This window comes from Streptomyces sp. CB00455 (assembly GCF_001905445.1).
GTDB lineage: Bacteria > Actinomycetota > Actinomycetes > Streptomycetales > Streptomycetaceae > Streptomyces.
Genome location: NZ_LIVQ01000004.1, coordinates 164619 through 183333 on the forward strand (window position 1 = coordinate 164619; position 18715 = coordinate 183333).

11 protein-coding genes are annotated in these 18715 nt (G+C 71.2%); 5 read left to right on the forward strand and 6 right to left on the reverse strand.

The genetic code is table 11. From position 1 onward, the window contains the following. Positions 1 to 108 precede the first annotated feature (108 nt). From AMK16_RS18100 to AMK16_RS18110, 3 genes are all read left to right on the forward strand, one after another. A complete protein-coding gene (locus AMK16_RS18100; RefSeq protein WP_073916770.1) occupies positions 109 to 648 on the forward strand; it encodes an RNA 2'-phosphotransferase in 540 nt (179 codons plus the stop codon). A 174-nt stretch (positions 649 to 822) separates the two neighbouring features. Then, complete coding sequence (locus AMK16_RS18105; RefSeq protein WP_073916774.1) at positions 823 to 2655, forward strand: HSP90 family protein; 1833 nt, start codon at positions 823 to 825, stop codon at positions 2653 to 2655. Continuing rightward, complete coding sequence (locus AMK16_RS18110; protein ID WP_073916778.1) at positions 2652 to 5705, forward strand: hypothetical protein; 3054 nt, start codon at positions 2652 to 2654, stop codon at positions 5703 to 5705. Before AMK16_RS18105 ends, AMK16_RS18110 begins: the two co-directional genes overlap by 4 nt. A gap of 120 nt (positions 5706 to 5825) precedes the next feature. Here the strand turns inward: AMK16_RS18110 and AMK16_RS18115 are convergent, their stop codons facing one another. Then, a complete protein-coding gene (locus tag AMK16_RS18115) occupies positions 5826 to 6731 on the reverse strand; it encodes an LLM class flavin-dependent oxidoreductase (protein WP_073916782.1) in 906 nt (301 codons plus the stop codon). Positions 6732 to 6852: 121 nt separating this feature from the next. On the opposite strand from AMK16_RS18115, the gene AMK16_RS18120 reads away from it, so the two are divergent. After that, complete coding sequence (locus AMK16_RS18120) at positions 6853 to 7740, forward strand: Cof-type HAD-IIB family hydrolase (protein WP_073916786.1); 888 nt, start codon at positions 6853 to 6855, stop codon at positions 7738 to 7740. Between the two features lie 84 nt (positions 7741 to 7824). On the opposite strand, the gene AMK16_RS18125 is transcribed toward AMK16_RS18120, so the two are convergent. From AMK16_RS18125 to hisC, 5 genes are all read right to left on the reverse strand, one after another. Then, positions 7825 to 9561, reverse strand: a complete 1737-nt coding sequence (locus AMK16_RS18125) for a sensor histidine kinase (protein WP_073916790.1) — start codon at positions 9559 to 9561, stop codon at positions 7825 to 7827. 24 nt (positions 9562 to 9585) lie between these two features. After that, positions 9586 to 13134, reverse strand: coding sequence for a thiol reductant ABC exporter subunit CydD (gene cydD / locus AMK16_RS18130; protein WP_073916794.1), 3549 nt, complete (start codon positions 13132 to 13134; stop codon positions 9586 to 9588). 52 nt (positions 13135 to 13186) lie between these two features. Beyond that, positions 13187 to 14188, reverse strand: a complete 1002-nt coding sequence (gene cydB / locus AMK16_RS18135) for a cytochrome d ubiquinol oxidase subunit II (RefSeq protein WP_073916798.1) — start codon at positions 14186 to 14188, stop codon at positions 13187 to 13189. 18 nt (positions 14189 to 14206) lie between these two features. Then, on the reverse strand, positions 14207 to 15712 hold the full coding sequence (locus tag AMK16_RS18140) for a cytochrome ubiquinol oxidase subunit I (protein WP_073916801.1): 1506 nt from the start codon (positions 15710 to 15712) through the stop codon (positions 14207 to 14209). 270 nt (positions 15713 to 15982) lie between these two features. Further along, positions 15983 to 17062: a histidinol-phosphate transaminase gene (gene hisC, locus AMK16_RS18145; protein WP_073916805.1), complete on the reverse strand. Its 1080-nt coding sequence runs from the start codon at positions 17060 to 17062 to the stop codon at positions 15983 to 15985. Positions 17063 to 17423: 361 nt separating this feature from the next. Here hisC and AMK16_RS18150 point away from each other — a divergent pair, with 361 nt between their 5' ends. After that, positions 17424 to 18539: a LacI family DNA-binding transcriptional regulator gene (locus AMK16_RS18150; RefSeq protein WP_073916808.1), complete on the forward strand. Its 1116-nt coding sequence runs from the start codon at positions 17424 to 17426 to the stop codon at positions 18537 to 18539. Positions 18540 to 18715: the final 176 nt, after the last annotated feature.

Genomic DNA, 18715 nt, shown 5'->3' on the forward strand with positions numbered 1-18715 from the left:
CAGCGGAAAATGTATTCCGTATCCCGGAAAGGGGATAGAGGGTGTCCACGATCGGCGGGCACGGGAAAATCACTGCCGGCCGACCGCCCGACGGGGCACGCTGGACCCATGGATGAAAGACGCACCGTAAAGGTGTCCAGATACGTCTCGAAACACCTGCGGCACCAGCCGGAACGCATCGGACTGCTGCTCGACCCGAACGGCTGGGTGGAGATCGACGACCTGCTGCGCGCCGCCGCCTCGCATGGTTTCGCCTTCAGCCGCGCCGAGCTCGACCATGTGGTGGCCGCCAACGACAAGCAGCGGTTCGCCGTCTCCGGCACCCGGATCCGGGCCAGCCAGGGGCACACCGTGGCCGTGGACCTGGACCTCCCGGAGGCGGAGCCGCCCGCGTACCTGTACCACGGCACTGTCGCCGCCGCGCTGGACGCGATCCGCGCCGAGGGGCTCCGCCCGATGGCCCGCCACCACGTGCACCTGTCACCCGACCGCGAGACCGCCACCCGGGTCGGCGCCCGCCGCGGCCGGCCCGTCATCCTGAGCGTGGACGCGGCGGCCATGCGCGCCGCCGGACACGTCTTCCGGATCAGCGCCAACGGAGTGTGGCTGGTGGACGCCGTACCGCCGCGGTTCCTGCGCTTCTCGTAAGTCTGCTCCCGCTCCTTCCACAGCGCCTGCCCGGCGCCTGCCGGCACGTCCGCACGCGGGAATTCACCCATGAATTGTCGGACCATCCCCCTAATCTGTTCCCACTCCGGGATCCGTGAGGGGGGGACCTCGCGATCGCCGAACCATTCCCGTATGCACGCGAGGTGACGCCCCATGACGTCCACACCCCACAGCTTCCAGGTCGATCTGCGCGGCCTGGTCGACCTGCTCTCCCACCACCTCTACTCCAGCCCCCGCGTCTACGTACGCGAACTCCTCCAGAACGCCGTGGACGCCGTCACCGCCCGCCAGGCCCTCGATCCGGAGGCGGAGATCCGCATCCGGCTGTCCGCGTCCGGCGGCCGCGTGACCATCGAGGACAGCGGCATCGGCCTGACCGCCGACGAGGCCCACTCCCTCCTCGCCACCATCGGACGCAGCTCCAAGCGCGGTGGCGAGCACGGCCTGGAGGCCACCCGGAGGGAGTTCCTCGGCCAGTTCGGCATCGGACTGCTCGCGTGCTTCGTCGTGGCCCGCCGCATCCGCGTCGTCACCCGCTCCGCCCGCGACCCCCGGGCCGCACCCGTCGAATGGCTGGCCACGGACGACGGCTCGTACACCGTCCGCGAGCTGCCCCACGACGCCCGCACGCAGCCCGGCACCACCGTCGTCCTGGAGGCCAGGCCGGGCGCCGCCGAGTGGACCGTCCCCGCCAAGGTCGAGGAACTGGCCCGCGATTACGGCTCCCTGCTGCCCTACGACATCACCTTCGACGAGGGTGAGGGAGAGGCGCCGCGCTCCCTCACCGATCTCCCCGCCGTGTGGGACCGGTCCTTCCCCACCCCGGCCAGCCGGCGCGTCGCACTCGCCGGACACTGCAGTCGGCTGTTCGGCTTCACCCCGCTCGACAGCATCGACCTGGACCTGCCGGTCGCGGGGGTGCGCGGAGTGGCGTACGTGCTTCCCGAACCGACCAGCCCCGCCCACCGGGCCGGGCACCGCGTCCACCTCAAGGGCATGCTGCTGACCGACCGGGCCGACACCCTGCTGCCGGACTGGGCGTTCTTCGTCCGCGCCGTCCTCGACACGGACACGCTGCGTCCCACCGCTTCCCGCGAGAACCTCTACGAAGACGAGACCCTGGCCGCCGTACGGGACGCCCTGGGCGCCCGCATCCGCGGCTGGCTCGCGAAACTCGCGGCGAGCGACCCGGAGCGGCTGGCCGCCTTCCTGCGCGTCCACCACCTCGGCGTGAAGTCCATGGCCCGCCACGACTCCGAGTTGCTCGGCCTGATGCTGCCGTGGCTGCCGTTCGAGACGAGCGACGGCCCGATGAGCCTGGAGCAGTTCGCGGCGGCCCACACCGACCTCCACTTCACGCGCACGGTCGAGGAGTTCCGCCAGATCGCACCGATCGCCGCCGCCCATGGTCTCGGCGTCATCAACGCGGGCTACACCTACGACGCGGACCTGCTGGAGCTGCTGCCTTCCGTACGGCCCGAGCTGAAGGTCACCGAGCTGGACGCCGGGGCGGTCACCGAACGGCTCGACCCGGTGACCACGGCCGCCGAGCTGGAACTCGCCCCCTTCCTGGCCACCGCGCGCACCCGGCTGGAACCCCAGAGCTGCGACGTGGTGCTACGGGCGTTCCAACCCGTCGCCGTCCCCGCCCTCTACCTCGACGACCGGCAGGCCCGGCAGGAACGGGACCGGACCGCGGCGCTGGAGAGCGCCGATTCCCTGTGGAGCGGCATCCTCGGCGCGCTGCGCGGTTCCGCGCCCCGCGCCCGCCTGGTCCTCAACCACAACAACCCGCTGATCCGGCGGATCTCCGCCCTCTCCGACGAGGCACTGACCGGCACCGCGATCGAATCGCTCTACGGGCAGGCACTGCTGATGTCCCAGCGTCCGCTGCGTCCCGCCGATTCCACCCTGCTCAACCGGGCCTTCCTGGGGCTCCTGGAATGGGCGACCCACTCCACCGACACCCAGGAGGACCCGAAGTGACGACGCTGACGCGCCAGGAGATCGAGCAGGCACTGGCGGAGAACCGCGCTTCGCCCAACGGCGCGGCGCGCAACGCCCACGCCGAGGCGCTGGCCGGCGCTGCCGAGACGAGCGGCGATCCGGCCCTGTTCCGTGAGGCCCTGGACAATCTGATCAAGGCCTATCTGTACAGCTCCGAGTCCTCCAAGCTGCTCGTGCCCTTCGCCCGGCTGCTCCAGGAGTACGACAAGGACCCCGCAGCCTTCTCCGAATGGGAGGCACACTCGCTGTTCTGGCAGTTCAAGTGGGTGTCCACGGCCATCGCCGACTCCCCCGGGGTCCCCCTGGCATCGGCGACGGGCTGGCTCGACGAGATGGAGCGGCGCTACCGGATCGCGGGCTACAGCGAACGGCCTGTCCGCGAGGCCGAGCTGTGGCTCGCGGACACGACGGGCGACGACGAGCGCGCCCACCGTGCCTACGAGCGGTGGCTGGCGGCGGAGCGCGACGACATGAGTGACTGCCACGCCTGCGAACTCAACGGCCAGGGCCAGTACGCCGTCCTGCGCGGCGACGACGCGGAAGCCCTGGAGGTCTGGAAGCCCGTGCTGGCCGGCGAGCGGACCTGCGCCGAGGAACCGCACCGGGTGCTGGCCACATCCCTGCTGCCGCTGCTGCGGGTCGGCCGCACCGACGAGGCCCGGTCGAACCACCTGCGCGGCTACCGCATGGCCCGGGGGAACGAGAGCCTGCTGCCGACGGTCGGCAAACACATCGAATTCTGCGCACTCACCGGCAACGAGTCCCGTGGCCTGGAGATCCTCGCCGAACACGCCTCGCACGTCGGGCCGCTCGCCAACCTCGACGACCGGCTGGCCTTCCACGGCGGCATCCTCGTCCTGCTGCGCCGCCTGACGGACCTGGGTCACGGCCGGAGCCCTGCCGTTCCCTACGACGGCACCCCCCGCACCGTCGGCGAGCTGTACGAGGTCCTGCGGGCGGGCGTGCTCGACATCGCCGGGCAGTTCGATGCCCGCAACGGAACCACCCGCGTCTCGGAGCGGCTCCTGGCACGGATCGGGCGGCAGCCGCTGGTCACCCACCTGCCGCTCGGGGTGCGCAGTGCATCCCTCGCCCGGCCCGGACAACCGGCGGGTCCCATCGTGCCCGCCGCGCCCGTGCAGGCGGCTCCCGGCGACTTCGCCGACCTGGTGGAGCGGGCCAGGACCGCCCGGCACCTGGGTCACCCGCACGCCGACGACTTGTGGGCCGAGGTGTCCCTACGGACGGACGCCCGGTCGCAGCCCGATCCGCTCCTGGCCGCCGACCTGGCGGACCGCCGGGCGCTGGCCGCCGCGCGGAGCGGGGCCAAGGACGCCCCCGAGCTGCTGGTAGCGGTACGCGAGGCTTACCGGGCGCTCGGACGGCAGGAACGCGCGGCGCTTGCGGAGCTGCGGCTGGCGAGCGTGGCCGCGCAGTCCGGAGCGGAGCCCGCCGAGATCCGGAGGCTGCTGGCGGTGGCGGTGCGCGCCGCGGAGGCGCTCGACCCCGCCGAACCGCTGCGGGCCCGCCGGATCGCGCTCGCGGAACTGTCTGCGATTCGTGTGGAGTCATACCTTCGGTCGGCGCAGTCCACACCCGATGACGGCGCGCACGGGCACCACCACACCGGCGGCCACGGGCACGACGAACTCGCCGCCGAGCTGACCGCTTTCACTGCCGCCTACCAGGACACATGCGCCGACTTGGCGGCGGAGGCCGAGGAGATGCTGGGCCGGGTCGCGCTGTCCCAGGGCGACCCGGAGCGGGCGGTGACGCTGTTCGCGGCAGCCGCGGCGCGGGCGGTCGCCGCGGGCCGGCCGTGGCAGGCGGTGGACCCGCTGGTCCTGCGGGCGGGGGTGCTGAAGTCGCTGGATCGGCCCGAGGAGGCGCAGGAAGCGGCGCGTTCCGCTCTGGAGCACAGCGCCGAGGTGACCGACTCCGAGGCGCAGGGCGTCGTACGCCTGACCCTCGCGGATCTCCTGGTGCGCCGGGGGGACGCCGCGCAGGAGGCAGCCGGGCACGCACTGGCGGGTGCCCACTGGTTCGACCAGGCCGGACTCTCCGCCGACGGCGGGGCGCAGGCCCGGCTGCTGCTGGCCCGGGCGTACGCCCAGGACGGCCGGGCAGCCGAGGCCGCCGAGGTGCTGCAGTCGGCGCTGCCGGATCTGCTGGAGCACGGCGAGGAGCAGGCCGTCTTCGCCCGCGAGTTCCTCGGTGATCTGCTGCGGCAGTTGCACGATCTGCGGCCGGCGGCGGAGCAGTACCTGCTGGCGGCGGAGGCGGCCAAGGACTGGGAGGATTCACGGCCCCAGGCGAGCCTCGCGCAGTCGGCCGCCGACGCCCTGTCCGACGCGGGGCTCGCCGTGGAAGCGGTGGCCGCCTACGAGCGGGCTCTGGAACTGCACCGTCTGACCGGTCAGGCCCCGGTCGCCGAGGTGCGCGTCCTGCGTTCCCTGGCCTGGCTGGGGCTGCGCGAGGAGGTCACCGACGCGGCCGTGGCGCGCGCCCGGGCCCTGATGGGCGAGGCTGCCGGTGTGCTGGAAAGCGCCTTGGCGGCGGAACCCGGTTCACCCGGGCTACGGGCCGAACTCGCCCAGACCTGGCACCAGCTGGCGCAGGTGCTCGACCGGCGCGTCAGCGCGGAGGGGGAGCGCGACGACAGCGAGGACACCAACAGCAGGGATGACAGCGGCGAGGCCGAGGGCCTCCGGGCGGACGGACCCGGCGACGCTTCGGCTCCGGCGACCCGGCCGCTGAGCGGGGCGGAGATCGATGCCCTACGCCTGGAAGAGATCGCCCTGTGGGACCGGGCCGCGGCCGCTTACGCCGAACTCGGCCCGGACCATCTCCGGGACTGGTTCCAGTGCGTGAACAACGCCGCCTGGACGGAGCAGGAGCGGGGCCGGGGGGACGCCGGCGTCGCGCGGGTCTCGACCCTGATGGACGAGGTCAAGGCACTGCCGGAAAGCGCCGTCCCCGATTGGCTCCTGCCTTCCGCCGAGCGCCTCATCGGGCAGCTGACGGCCTGAGCCCGTTGCCCGGGTGCTCGCCGCAGGCCGTCATCACAAGGCCGTCCCGTCCCGCAGGGCCGTCATCGCAGGGCCGTCATCGCTGCGGCAGCGGTGGCGGCGACGGCCCTGCGGGCCGGATCAGCCGGTGATCTGGGCCAGGCCCTCGGTGGCGATCTCCTCGAAGACCGACTGGTCCGCGGCGAAGTCGGAGGCGGGGATCGGCGCGTGGATCACCAGCTCGGTGAAGCCCAGCTCCCGGTGGCGGCCGGCGAAGTCGACGAACGCGTCCACGGACTCCAGCAGGGCACCGCGCTCGGGTGTGAAACCGGTGAGCAGGATCTTCTCCATCGGCGCGGCCTCCCGGCCGAGCTCCGCGCAGGCCGCCTCCAGCCGTCCGAGCTGCCCTCGCAGGGCTTCCCGTGACTGTTCGGGCGTGCCGTCCTCGAAGAGCTTCGGGTCACCCGTCGTCACCCATGCCTGACCGTGCCGGGCGGCGAGCCGCAGGCCGCGCGGACCCGTCGCGGCGACCGCGAAGGGCAGGCGGGGTCGCTGCACGCACCCGGGGATGTCGCGGGCCTCGACGGCGGAGTAGAAAGTGCCCTGCTCGGTGACCGCGTCCTCGGTCAGCAGCCGGTCCAGGAGCGGTACGAATTCGGCGAAACGGTCGGCCCGCTCGCGCGGCGTCCAGGGCTCCTGGCCCAGCGTCGTCGCATCGAAGCCGTTGCCACCCGCGCCGATGCCGAGGGTGATGCGCCCGTTGGAGACGTCGTCCAGCGTGATGAGCTCCTTGGCCAGGGTCACCGGGTGCCGGAAGTTCGGCGAGGTCACCAGCGTTCCCAGGCGCATCCGCTCGGTCACCGCGGCCGCAGCGGTCAGGGTGGGAACCGCGCCGAACCACGGGCCATCGCGGAAGGCCCGCCAGGACAGATGGTCGTAGGTGTAAGCGGTGTGGAAACCGAGCTGCTCGGCCCGTACCCACTGGTCGCGACCTCCTTCGTGCCATCGACGTACCGGAAGGATCACCGTGCTCAGACGCAGACTCATGCGATCGAGCCTACGGCGGGCCGGTGTTTCACGTGAAACACCGGACCCGCGCGATGTTTCACGTGAAACGCCGGCGCCGTCGGACCCGGCGGCAGAGCCCTGGTCCGGCCGGCCTCGAACGATGGGCGAAGATGGAGCCGTGACCTCGGCTCCCCAGCGCCCGGACGGGCCAACCCCCACCCCCCGGCTCATCGCCACCGACCTCGACGGCACCCTCCTGCGCGACGACAAGTCCGTATCGCGCCGTACCGTCGCCGCTCTCGCCGCCGCCGAGGAGGCCGGGATCGAGGTCTTCTTCGTCACCGGGCGCCCGGCTCGCTGGATGGGTGTGGTCAGCGACCACGTCCACGGCCACGGTCTCGCGATCTGCGCCAATGGGGCGGCGGTCGTCGACCTGCACGCGGGAGAGGAGTTCGTGCGGGTCAGAGCTCTGCCCCGGGATGCGGCCCTCACCGTCGTGCACGCCCTGCGCGCCGCCGCACCGGGCACTTCCTTCGCCGTGGAGCTGACCACGGGCATCAACTACGAGCCGATCTATCCGCCGTTCTTCCAGGACCCGGACGCGAAAGTCGCCACCGCCGAGAAGCTGCTGCAGGAGGACGCGGACGAGAGCGCCGCGCCGGTGCTCAAGCTGCTCGCGCACCACGAGGAGCTGGCTCCGGACGACTTCCTGGCAGTGGCCCGAACCGCCGCGAGCGAGTACGCCTCGATCACCCGCTCCAGCCCGACCGCCCTGCTGGAGATCAGCGGACACGGCGTTTCCAAAGCCAGCACCCTGGCGATGTGCTGCGCCGAGCGCGGGATCTCTCCCGCCGAGGTCGTCGCTTTCGGGGACATGCCGAACGACGTGGAGATGCTCAGCTGGGCGGGCACGTCCTACGCCATGGACAACGCCCACCCCGATGTGATCGCAGCCGCATCCGGCCGGACGACCGCCAACAACGAGGACGGGGTGGCCGTCGTCATCGAGCGGATGGTGGCCGACCGCATCGCTCAGCGCCGGCTCTGAACCCCGTCTCTGAATTCGGGCCCTTCTCTGAACTCGGCTCCGTCTCGGAACTCGGCCCGGTCTCTGGATCCGGCCCCCAGCCCCCTACAGCGGTGCCTCCCACACCAGCGTGGTCCCGCCGCCCCCCTCGCCGATGCCAGGTCCGTACGAGCTCGCCCCGCCCAGCGCCTCGGCCCGGCGGCGCAGGTTGCGCAGCCCGCTGCGCCGGCCGCCCTCCGGCATGCCCACTCCGTCGTCGGCGACCTCCAGCCGGACCCCGGGGCGCCCGTCGGCCAGTGTGATCGTGGAGTCCACCAGCACCTCGATCCTGGACGCGTCGGCGTGGCGGAAGGCATTGGACAGCGCCTCCCGCAGAGCGGCGGTCAGGTTCTTTCCGACCAGCTCGCCGACGACCGCGTCGACCGGGCCGAGGAACCGGTGCGCGGGCTTGAACCCGAGCGGCACGGCCGCCATGTTGATCTCCCGCAGCACCCGGGTGCGCAGGCCCGACGGGGCCTGCGCCGGACCCTGCTGGAGGGCGAAGATCGCGGTACGGATCTCCTGGATCGTGACGTCCAGCTCGTCCACGGCCTTGCCCACCCCGTCGCGGACCTCGGGAACGATGGAGCGGCGCTGGGCACCCTCCAGCATCATCCCGGTGGCGAACAGCCGCTGGATGACCAGGTCGTGCAGGTCGCGGGCGATTCGATCGCGGTCCTCGAACACGGCGAGCCGCTCACGGTCGCGCTGCGCCTCGGCCATCATCAGGGCCAGCGCGGCCTGGGAGGCGAACTGGGTGGCGAGGGTCCGCTCGGCCTCGGTGAACGGGCGGGCACCCCGGGCCCGCGGAGTGACCAGGGCGCCGAGCACCCGCCCGCCGCTGTGCAGCGGCAGCATCATGCAGGGGCCGTACTGGCTGGTCAGCTCGCTGACCGTGCGGGGGTCCGATGAGGCGTCGTCGACGAAGACGGGATCGCCCCGCAGCAACTTGTCGACGATCGGACTCTCGCCGGGGATCACCACTCCGAGCGAGGTGGCCGGGTTCTCGGCGGAGACGGCGACGATCTCCATCCCGCCTTCCTCGGCCGGCAACAGCACGATCCCGGCGGAGGAGTCGGCCAGGCGGCGGGCCTGCTCGGCCACGACGACGAGGGCGTCGTCCGCGTCCCCGCCGGACAGCAGGGCGGTGGTGACGGCCACCGAGCCGTCGATCCAGCGTTCGCGCTGGGTGGCGGCCTCGTACAGACGGGCATTGCCGAGGGCGATGCCCGCCTCGGTGGCCAGCACGCGGATCATGTGGACGTCATAATCGTTGAACGCGCCGCCCCCGTTCTTCTCGGCGAGGTGCAGATTGCCGAAGATCTCCCCCTGTACCCGGATCGGAACGCCCAGGAACGTCTTCATGGGCGGGTGATGGGCCGGGAACCCCGCCGAGCGCACGTCCTTCGTCAGGTCGTCGAGCTGCACCGTGTCGACGTGCGAGATCAGTGCGCCCAGTAGTCCCCGCTTCCCGTCCGGGCGGTGCCCGATCTTCCGCGCCTCCTGCGAGCTGATCCCGTACGTGACGAAGTCCGACAGCCCGCGGCCCTCGGTGTCGACGACTCCGATCGCGGCGTAACGGGCGTCCGCGAGTTCCGCCGCGGTCTCGCAGATGCGGTCCAGCGTGGAGTGCAGTTCCAGCCCGGTACCGACCGATCTCATGGCCTCCAGCAGTTGCGGGACCCTGGCCGTGAGCTCGGTGGACAGGCCCTGCAAACTCCTCGTGGCCCGGGTGGCGGCCTCCAGGGGGCCCGGTGTGCCCGGTGACGGATCCGGTGGTACCTGCGACTCCTGCACTGGCATGCCCTTGAGCCTAGTTAGTCCTCTTTAGCGTGGATAGTCAGCATGGTGAAAGTCGGCCGGCGTGCCGTCTGCGGCCCGCTCGCGCTCCAGCAGCCGCCGCAGCGGCCCTTCGGCAGCGGCCAGCTCCCGGTACGGACCGCGCTGGACCACCTCTCCGCCGTCGAGCACGAGCACCTCGTCCACTGCCTCAAGTCCGGCCAGCCGGTGCGTGATCAGCACGGTGGTACGGCCCTCGGTGGCCTCCAGCAAGTCGGAGGTCAGCGCGTCCGCCGTGGCCAGGTCCAGGTGCTCGGCGGGCTCGTCCAGAACGAGTACGGGGAAGTCCGCGAGCAGCGCACGGGCCAGGGCCAGACGCTGGCGCTGCCCGCCGGAGATGCGCTCCCCGTGCTCCCCGACGAGCGTGTCCAGCCCCTCCGGGAGCCCGTCGGCCCACTCCAGCAGCCTCGCCGCGGCCAGCGCCCCCCGCATTTCCCCCTCGCTCGCCCCGGTGCGGGCCAGCCGCAGGTTCTCCCGTACCGAGCTGTCGAAGAGATGCGCGTCCTGGGCGCAGAGCCCGACCAGGGACCGGACGTCGTCGCCGTCGAGCGTGCGCGCGTCGACCCCGCCCAGCGTGTACGCGCCCTCGCGCAGGTCCAGGAACCGCAGCAGGACCTGCGCCAGGGTGGTCTTGCCCGAGCCCGAGGCGCCGACGACGGCGATACGACGGCCGGCCTCCAGGGTCAGGTCCAGGCTCCGCAGCGCGTCACGCTCCTGGCCGGGGTGACGGGCGGCCAGCCCGGCCAGGCGGAGCGGGAAGGGCGAGCGGGGGGCAGCCGCGGCCGGCTCCGGCTCGGCGACCGGAACCGGTGCGTCGATGACCTCGTAGACCCGCTCGGCGCTGCGCCGCACGCGCTGGCGGTACTGGACGGCGAGCGGAAGGCCGTTGACCGCCTCGAAGGCTGCGAGGGGTGTCAGCACGGCGGCGGCCATCGCCACGCCGGAGAGCCGCCCGGCGTGGACCGCGTTCGCCGCGGTGGCCGCGGCGGCCACGACGGTGAGCCCGCACACGAGCGCGGACAGTCCGCCGCCCAGACCGCTCGCGGCGGCTCCGCGCGCGGCGATGCCCGTCAGCACTCCGTCGCTCTCCCGCGCCCGGCCCTTGCGGTCCTCCAGCGCCCCGGCGACGGTCAGCTCCGCCGTACCGGTGAGGAGATCGGCCACCCGGGTGGCGAGTTCGCCCCGGGCGGGGGCCAGCCGGCGCTCCGCCCGCCGGGCGCAGGCCCCGCTGATCAGCGGGACACCGACGCCGGCGGCGAGCAGCCCGACGGCGAGCGCCGTTCCGGCCTCAGGCAGCAACCAGCACGTGAAGGCGACCGACCCCGTGCCGACCAGCACGGCCGTCCCGACGGGGAGCAACCAGCGCAGCCAGTAGTCCTGCAGTGCGTCGGTATCGGCGACCAGCCGGGTCAGAAGATCTCCGCGACGGTGCTCGCGCAGTCCGGCGGGGGCGATGCGCTCCAGTCGCCGGTAGACGCAGACCCGCAGGTCGGCGAGCATCCGCAGCACGGCGTCGTGCGAGACGAGCCGCTCGGCGTAGCGGAAGACGGCCCGGCCCATGCCGAAGGCACGGGTGGCGGTGACGGCCACCATCAGGTCGAGCACGGGCGGCTGCTCCGAGGCGCGCGAGATCAGCCAGCCGGAGACGGCCATGAGTCCGACACTGCACCCGACGGCCAGGGCCCCGAGGAACAGTCCGAGTCTGAAGCGTCCCCGCCATGCCTCGGCCACCGCACGTACGCGTCGCAGTGGATCGGCCCCGGCCGGGTCCGTTCCGCTGCCGGACCGCGCCCGCTCGCGGGCCCCGCCGAGGATCCACTCCCCGGCTCCGGGTGCGGGGGGCTCGGGCGTCTCGACCCGGGCGGCAGGGCGGGGGAGCAGCCCCTCCGGGACATCGGCCGCGGCCATCGGGACCACCCGGTCGGCGACGGCGAGCAGGGCCGGCCGGTGCACGACCAGCAGCACGGTCCGCCCCACCGCGAGACGGCGGACCGCGTCGACCACTCCCGCCTCGGTCTCACCGTCCAGCGCCGCCGTCGGCTCGTCCAGCAGCAGCACGGGCCGGTCCGCGAGGAAGGCCCGTGCCAGGGCCAGCCGCTGCCGCTGCCCGGCGGACAGCCCGACTCCGCCCTCTCCCAGCGGGGTCTGGACTCCTCGGGGCAACGCGGACACGAACTGCCGCGCTCCGGCGTCCGCCAGCGCCCGGACCACCTCGGCGTCGGAGGCGCCGGGCCGGGCCAGCCGTACGTTGTCCGCGATCGTCCCGGCGAACAGATGGGGGCGCTGCGGTACCCAGGCGATCCGCTCCCGCCACTGCTCCGGCGACAGCCCGGCCAGGTCCACTCCCGCGACCCTGACCCGTCCGGCGGTCGGTGCCACGAATCCCAGCAGTACCTGGAGCAGGGTGGACTTCCCCGCCCCGCTCGGGCCGGTGAGGGCCACGCACTCGCCCGGCTCGACGGTCAGGGAAATGGGCCCGGGCGAGTCCTGACCCCGGCCTTCGTACCGGACGGCGACCCCGTCGATCTCGATCCGCAGGGCGGCGCCGGGTGGTAGCTGCTCGGTGCCGGCCGGATGCGCGACGGGGGTTTCCAGTACCTGGAAGATCTCCTCCGCGGCCGACAGCCCCTCGGCGGCCGCGTGGTACTGCGCGCCGACCTGTCGCAGCGGCAGGTACGCCTCCGGCGCCAGGATGAGGATGACCAGGCCGGTGTAGAGGTCCAGGTCCCCGTGGACGAGTCGCATGCCGATGGTGACCGCCACCAGCGCCACCGAGAGGGTCGCCAGCAGCTCCAGTGCGAAGGAGGAGAGGAAGGCGATGCGCAGGGTCTGCATCGTCGCGCGCCGGTAGTCGTCGGTGATCTTCCGGATCGACTCTGCCTGCGCCTTGGCCCGTCCGAAGACCTTGAGGGTGGGGAGACCGGCCACCACGTCGAGGAAGTGTCCTGACAGGCGCGACAGCAGTCGCCACTGCCGGTCCATCCGCGACTGGGTCGCCATCCCGATGAGGATCATGAACAGGGGGATCAGCGGGAGCGTGACCACGATGATGGCGGCAGAGACCCAGTCCTCGGTGACGATACGGGCGAGCACCGCCACCGGTACGACCACGGCGAGCCCGAGCTGCGGCAGGTAGCGGGAGAAGTAGTCGTCGAGCGCGTCCACACCACGGGTGGCCAGTGCCACCAAGGAGCCGGTCCGCTGGCCGGAGAGCCAGCCGGGACCCAGATCCGCGGCCCGCTCCAGCAGCCGGCCGCGCAGTTCCGATTTGACGGCGGCGCCGGCACGGTGGGCGGCCACCTCCGTCAGCCAGGCGATCAGACCACGACCCAGGGCCACCGCCGCGAGGAGCAGCAGCGGCGTCCGCAGCGCGGCCCCGTCCAGCCCCTCCTGGAAAGCGCCGACCACGATCTCGGCGATGAGCATCGCCTGGCCGACGACCAGCCCCGCCCCGGCAAGGCCCAGTGCCATCACCGCCCCCAGGAAGAGGCGGGTGGAGCGGGCGTACCGGAGCAGGCGCGGGTCGATCGGTTTCACGTGAAACATCCCCCAGGGCAGGGTCAGTCAGGCGGGAGGGCGAGTGTCGGGCTCAGTGGACGTCGACGATGTGCTGGGTCCCGATCCGCTTGCGGAACACCCAGTACGTCCAGCCCTGGTAGAGCATGACGAGCGGCGTGGCCACTCCCGCGCACCAGGTCATGATCTTCAGGGTGTAGGGGCTGGACGACGCGTTGGTGACCGTGAGGCTCCAGGCGTCGTTCAGCGAGGAAGGCATGACGTTCGGGAAGAGCGTCAGGAAGAGCATCGCCACGGCCGCCGCGATGGTGACCCCGGACAGGGCGAACGCCCAGCCCTCGCGCCCGGCCAGATTGCACGCCAGGGCCCCCACCAGTGCCGGCACCGCGATCAGCATGGCGATCAGGCTCGTGCCGTCTCCCCGCGAGAACTGTGTCCAGAGCAGGAAGACCAGCGCCAGTACGGCTGTGACCGCTCCCAGTCGGGTCGCCAGTGTCCGCGACCGGTCCCGGATGTCACCGACGGTCTTGAGCGCGGTGAAAACCGCGCCGTGGAAGGTGAACAGGGTGAGGGTGACCAGGCCGCCGAGGATCGAGTAGACGTTGAGCAGGTCGAACAGGGTGCCGACGTACTCCTTGCTCTGGTCGATCTTCACGCCGCGCACGATGTTGGCGAAGGCCACGCCCCAGAGGAACGCGGGGATCAGCGAGGTCCAGAAGATCGCGTGTTCCCAGTTGGTCTGCCACTTGTCCTCAGGCCGCTTGTGCCGGTACTCGAAGGCGACGCCGCGAATGATGAGGCAGACCAGGATGAGCAACAGGGGCAGGTAGAAGCCGGAGAAGAGAGTGGCGTACCACTCGGGGAAGGCCGCGAAGGTCGCACCGCCGGCGGTGAGCAGCCAGACCTCGTTGCCGTCCCACACAGGCCCGATCGTGTTGATCAGGACCCGCTTCTCCGTACGGTCGCGGGCGAGCAGCTTGGTCAGGACGCCGACTCCGAAGTCGAAGCCCTCCAGGAAGAAGTAGCCGATCCACAGGACGGCGATGAGCACGAACCAGACGTCGTGAAGTTGCATGGTGTGGTCTCCCCAGCCTCAGTACGAGAAGGCCATCGGCCGGTCGGGGCTCTTGTCGTCCCCGCCGATCTTGGTGGGCGGTGTGAGGTCGTCCTCGGTGAGCTCGGGCGGACCGGCCTTGACGTACTTGACGAGAAGCTTGACCTCGATCACGGCAAGCACCGCGTAGAGGAGCGTGAAGCCGATCATCGAGGTGAGGATCTCTCCCTGGGACACGTGCGGCGAGACCGCGTCCCTGGTACGCAGGACTCCGTAGACCACCCAGGGCTGGCGGCCCATCTCGGTGAAGATCCAGCCCCAGGAGTTGGCGATGAGCGGGAAGCCCATCGTCCAGAGCGCGACGATCCAGTACAGGCCGGCGATGCGGGGGCTCAGCGCCGTTCTGAAGAGGACCATGTGCGGAACCTCGTCCGGGGTGGTCCGCAGCGCCGGCGGCAGCATGAACTTCTTGCGCGTCAGCCACAGGCCCAGCGCGCCGACCGCGACGGAAGCCATGCCGAAGCCGATCATCCAGCGGAAGCCCCAGTAGGCGACGGGGATGTTGGGCCGGTAGTCACCCGGTCCGAACTTCTCCTGCTCGGCCTTGTTGACGTCGTTGATGCCGGGGACGAAGGAGGTGAAGTCGTCATTGGCCAGGAACGACAGCAGACCGGGGACCTCGACGGCGACCCGGTTGTGACCCTTGTCGACATCGCCGTAGGCGAAGACGGAGAACGGCGCGGGCGCCTCGCCGTCCCACAGCGCCTCCGCGGCAGCCATCTTCATCGGCTGCTGCTTGAACATCACCTTGCCCAGCAGGTCACCGCTGATCGCCGTGCCCATCCCGGCAATGATCATGACTACGAGGCCGAGCCGCAGCGAGCTGCGCATCACCGGGATGTGCCTCCTGCGAGCCAGGTGGTAGGCGGCGATGCCGGTCATGAACGCGCCGCCGACCAGGAACGCGGCCGTGATGGTGTGGAAGAACTGTGCGAGCGCGGTGTTCTGGGTGAGTACGAGCCAGAAGTCGGTCAGCTCGGCCCGGCCGCGCTCCGCGTTCATGCGGTAGCCGACCGGGTGCTGCATCCAGGAGTTGGCCGCCAGGATGAAGTAGGCGGACAGGATGGTGCCGACGGACACCATCCATATGCAGGCCAGGTGGATCCTCTTGGGCAGCTTGTCCCAGCCGAAGATCCACAGGCCGATGAAGGTCGACTCGAAGAAGAAGGCGATCAACGCCTCGAAGGCCAGGGGAGCCCCGAAGATGTCGCCGACGAAGCGCGAATAGTCGGACCAGTTCATGCCGAACTGGAACTCCTGGACGATGCCGGTGACGACACCCATCGCGATGTTGATCAGGAAGAGCTTTCCCCAGAACTTGGTGGCCCTGAGGTACTTCTCCTTCTCGGTGCGCACCCAGGCGGTCTGCAAGCCGGCCGTGAGCGCGGCGAGCGAGATCGTCAGCGGGACGAAGAGGAAGTGGTAGACGGTGGTGATACCGAACTGCCATCGCGCCAGTGTCTCCGGCGCCAACGCTAGCTCCACGTCGTCGTCTCCTTCGTTTCGCCGTGGTAACAGCCGCAGTCTGTCTTTCGCGGCCCCACCCAATACGGGAGGAACCGGAACGCTTGTGAACGCGTTCACATTCACAAGCATTATGTCGCACCGGTTTTCGGATCTTCCTGGGGGGGGGTCCCCTCTGGCCAAGGCGCCCCCCGCCTGCTGTCGGCCGGCCGCGACGGCGACCCCATCCGCGCGGAACTCGCCTGATCCGGTTCACGGCACCCGATCAGGCGGTTCCGACGGTCCGACGGTCTACAGCTCCTTGAAGAACGCCTCCGCCGCGTGCAGGAAGATGTCGTTCGCCTCGGTCTCACCGATCGTGATCCGAAGGCCCTCACCCGCGAAGGGCCGGACCACCACACCGGCCTTCTCGCAGGCCGCCGCGAAGTCGGCGGTCCGCTCCCCCAGCCGCATCCAGACGAAGTTGGCCTGCGTGTCCGGGACGGTCCAGCCCTGTGCCAGGAGCGCGTCGTGGACGCGCTTGCGCTCGCACACCAGCGCCCCGACGCGGCCCAGCAGCTCGTCCTCGGCGCGCAGCGAAGCCACGGCCGCGTCCTGGGCGAGCTGGCTCACGCCGAACGGAACCGCCGTCTTGCGCAGCGCAGCGGCGACCGGTTCGTGCGCCACCGCGAAACCGACGCGCAGGCCGGCGAGCCCGTACGCCTTGGAGAAGGTCCGCAGCACGGCGACGTTCGGGCGGCTGCGGTACAGCTCGATGCCGTCCGGCACATCGGTGTCGCGCACGAATTCGCGGTAGGCCTCGTCCAGCACCACCAGGACGTCCGAGGGCACCCGGTCCAGGAACCGCTCCAGCTCGGCCCGACGCACGGCGGTGCCGGTGGGGTTGTTGGGGTTGCAGACGAAGATCAGCCGGGTCCGCTCGGTGATCGCCTCGGCCATCGCGTCCAGGTCGTGCACGTCGCCGTCGGTCAGCGGGACCCGGACGGAGGTCGCGCCCGAGATCTGCGTGATGATCGGGTAGGCCTCGAAGGAACGCCAGGCGTATATGACCTCGTCTCCCGGGCCGGCCGTCGACTGGATCAGCGACTGCGCCACACCCACCGATCCGGTGCCCGTGGCGATGTGCTCGGCCGGCACGCCGAACCGCTCCGCGAGCTCGTTGACCAGGGCGGCGCAGGTCATGTCCGGGTACCGGTTGAAGTTCCCGGCCGCCGCGACCGCGGTCTCCAGGACCCCGGTCAGGGGCGGGTAAGGGTTCTCGTTCGAGGACAGCTTGTACGCGACGGCCCCGCCCGCGGCGGCCGGCTTGCCGGGCTTGTACGTGGGAATGCCATCCAGCTCGGCGCGCAGCTTCGGGCTTTTCTCGCTCACCGCAGGTCCTCCTCGACCGTCCCGTACGACGTCGCCGTCGACTCAATACTGCTCACCTTATGAGGATTCCGTCCTCCCGAGAATGGGGGCGCCTGGAATGCGGGGGAGCGCGCGCATATATGCGCGCGCTGGTGGCCCGCGCCGTGGCGCGCATCCCTCGTACAGGTGAGTTGAGACCGGTCCGAGACCACGCCCACTTGGCATGCTCGTACCCGCCGACAAGCCTGACGGTTGACGGCGGGGCTTAAATGCCTTCATTTCCAAGGTCATTGGGGGTGGCGAACCACGCAGAATCGTGCCTGTCAACGCGTGCATATGCACCCGGACCACGCACTGCGGCGAGCCCTACTATCGGCTCGCCATGACAGCAGCAGGGAAGCATCAGGTGAGCCGGACAGAGACCACCCGGCGGACCGGCGGCCGACAGGGCCGGGCCGGCATCAGGGACGTCGCCGCCGCGGCAGGCGTCTCCATCACGACCGTCTCCGACGCGCTCAATGGCAAGGGACGGCTGCCGGACGTCACCCGCCGCCACGTACGCGAGGTCGCCGACCGGCTGGGCTACCGCCCGTCGGCCGCTGCCCGCACCCTCCGTACCGGCAAGTCGGGCCTCATCGGCCTGACCGTGACGACGTACGGGGATGAACCTTTCACCTTCACCGAGTTCGCCTACTTCGCCGAGATGGCCAGGGCCGCCACATCCGCCGCGCTCGCCCGCGGCTACGCCCTCGTCATCCTCCCCGCCACCTCCCGGCACGACGTGTGGTCCAACGTCGCCTTAGACGGCACCGTCGTCATCGACCCCTCGGACCACGACCCCGTCGTCACCGAACTGGTCCGCCAGGGGCTGCCCGTGGTCTCCGACGGGCGCCCGGCAGGATCCCTCCCCGTCACCGCCTGGGTCGACAACGACCACGAGGCCGCCGTACTCAACCTGCTCGACCACCTCGCGGCCGCCGGCGCCCGCCGGATCGGCCTGCTGACCGGCACCACGACCGACACCTACACCCGGCTCTCGACCACCGCCTACCTCGACTGGTGCGAGCGCGTCGGCCAGGACCCCGTCTACGAGTCCTACCCCGCCCACGACCCCTGTGCGGGAGCCGTGGCGGCCGACCGGCTCCTCGCGCGTCCCGACCGGCCGGACGCCGTCTACGGACTGTTCGACCCCAACGGCACCGACCTGCTCGCCGCCGCCCGGCGCTACGGCCTGCGCGTCCCCGAGGACCTGCTGCTCGTGTGTTGCAGCGAGTCCACCGTGTACGCCACCACCGAACCGCCCATCACCACCCTGTCCCTCAAACCGCGCCGCATCGGCACCGCCGTCGTGCAGCTGCTCATCGACGCGATCGAGGGCGTGGACACCGGGCGCACCGTCGAACAGGTCGTCCCGACCGAACTCATCATCCGCACCTCGTCACAGCGCAGGCAGCCCCGTACGACCGTCAGTCCACCCCGGTCTCCCGCGCAGGACTGACCCCGCGGCACCCCCCGTCGGCGGGTCCGTCGACACCGCCGAAAATTTCGGCAACACCGATATCGGGAGAAAACGGTAGGAACGATCGGCTCCGCACAGGATTCACCACCCCTGGTGCGTCACAGAGCGCGAGCCGCATTCCTATGATGGGCGCACGACATCACGGACCCTCCTCC

What these genes read in the sequence shown, in the direction of transcription:
- AMK16_RS18100 (WP_073916770.1), top strand. Translation starts at nt 109, where the DNA reads ATGGATGAAAGACGCACCGTAAAGGTGTCCAGATACGTCTCGAAACAC.
- AMK16_RS18105 (WP_073916774.1), top strand. Translation starts at nt 823, where the DNA reads ATGACGTCCACACCCCACAGCTTCCAGGTCGATCTGCGCGGCCTGGTC.
- AMK16_RS18115 (WP_073916782.1), bottom strand. Translation starts at nt 6,731, where the DNA reads ATGAGTCTGCGTCTGAGCACGGTGATCCTTCCGGTACGTCGATGGCAC.
- AMK16_RS18120 (WP_073916786.1), top strand. Translation starts at nt 6,853, where the DNA reads ATGGGCGAAGATGGAGCCGTGACCTCGGCTCCCCAGCGCCCGGACGGG.
- AMK16_RS18125 (WP_073916790.1), bottom strand. Translation starts at nt 9,561, where the DNA reads ATGCCAGTGCAGGAGTCGCAGGTACCACCGGATCCGTCACCGGGCACA.
- cydB (WP_073916798.1), bottom strand. Translation starts at nt 14,188, where the DNA reads ATGCAACTTCACGACGTCTGGTTCGTGCTCATCGCCGTCCTGTGGATC.
- AMK16_RS18150 (WP_073916808.1), top strand. Translation starts at nt 17,424, where the DNA reads ATGACAGCAGCAGGGAAGCATCAGGTGAGCCGGACAGAGACCACCCGG.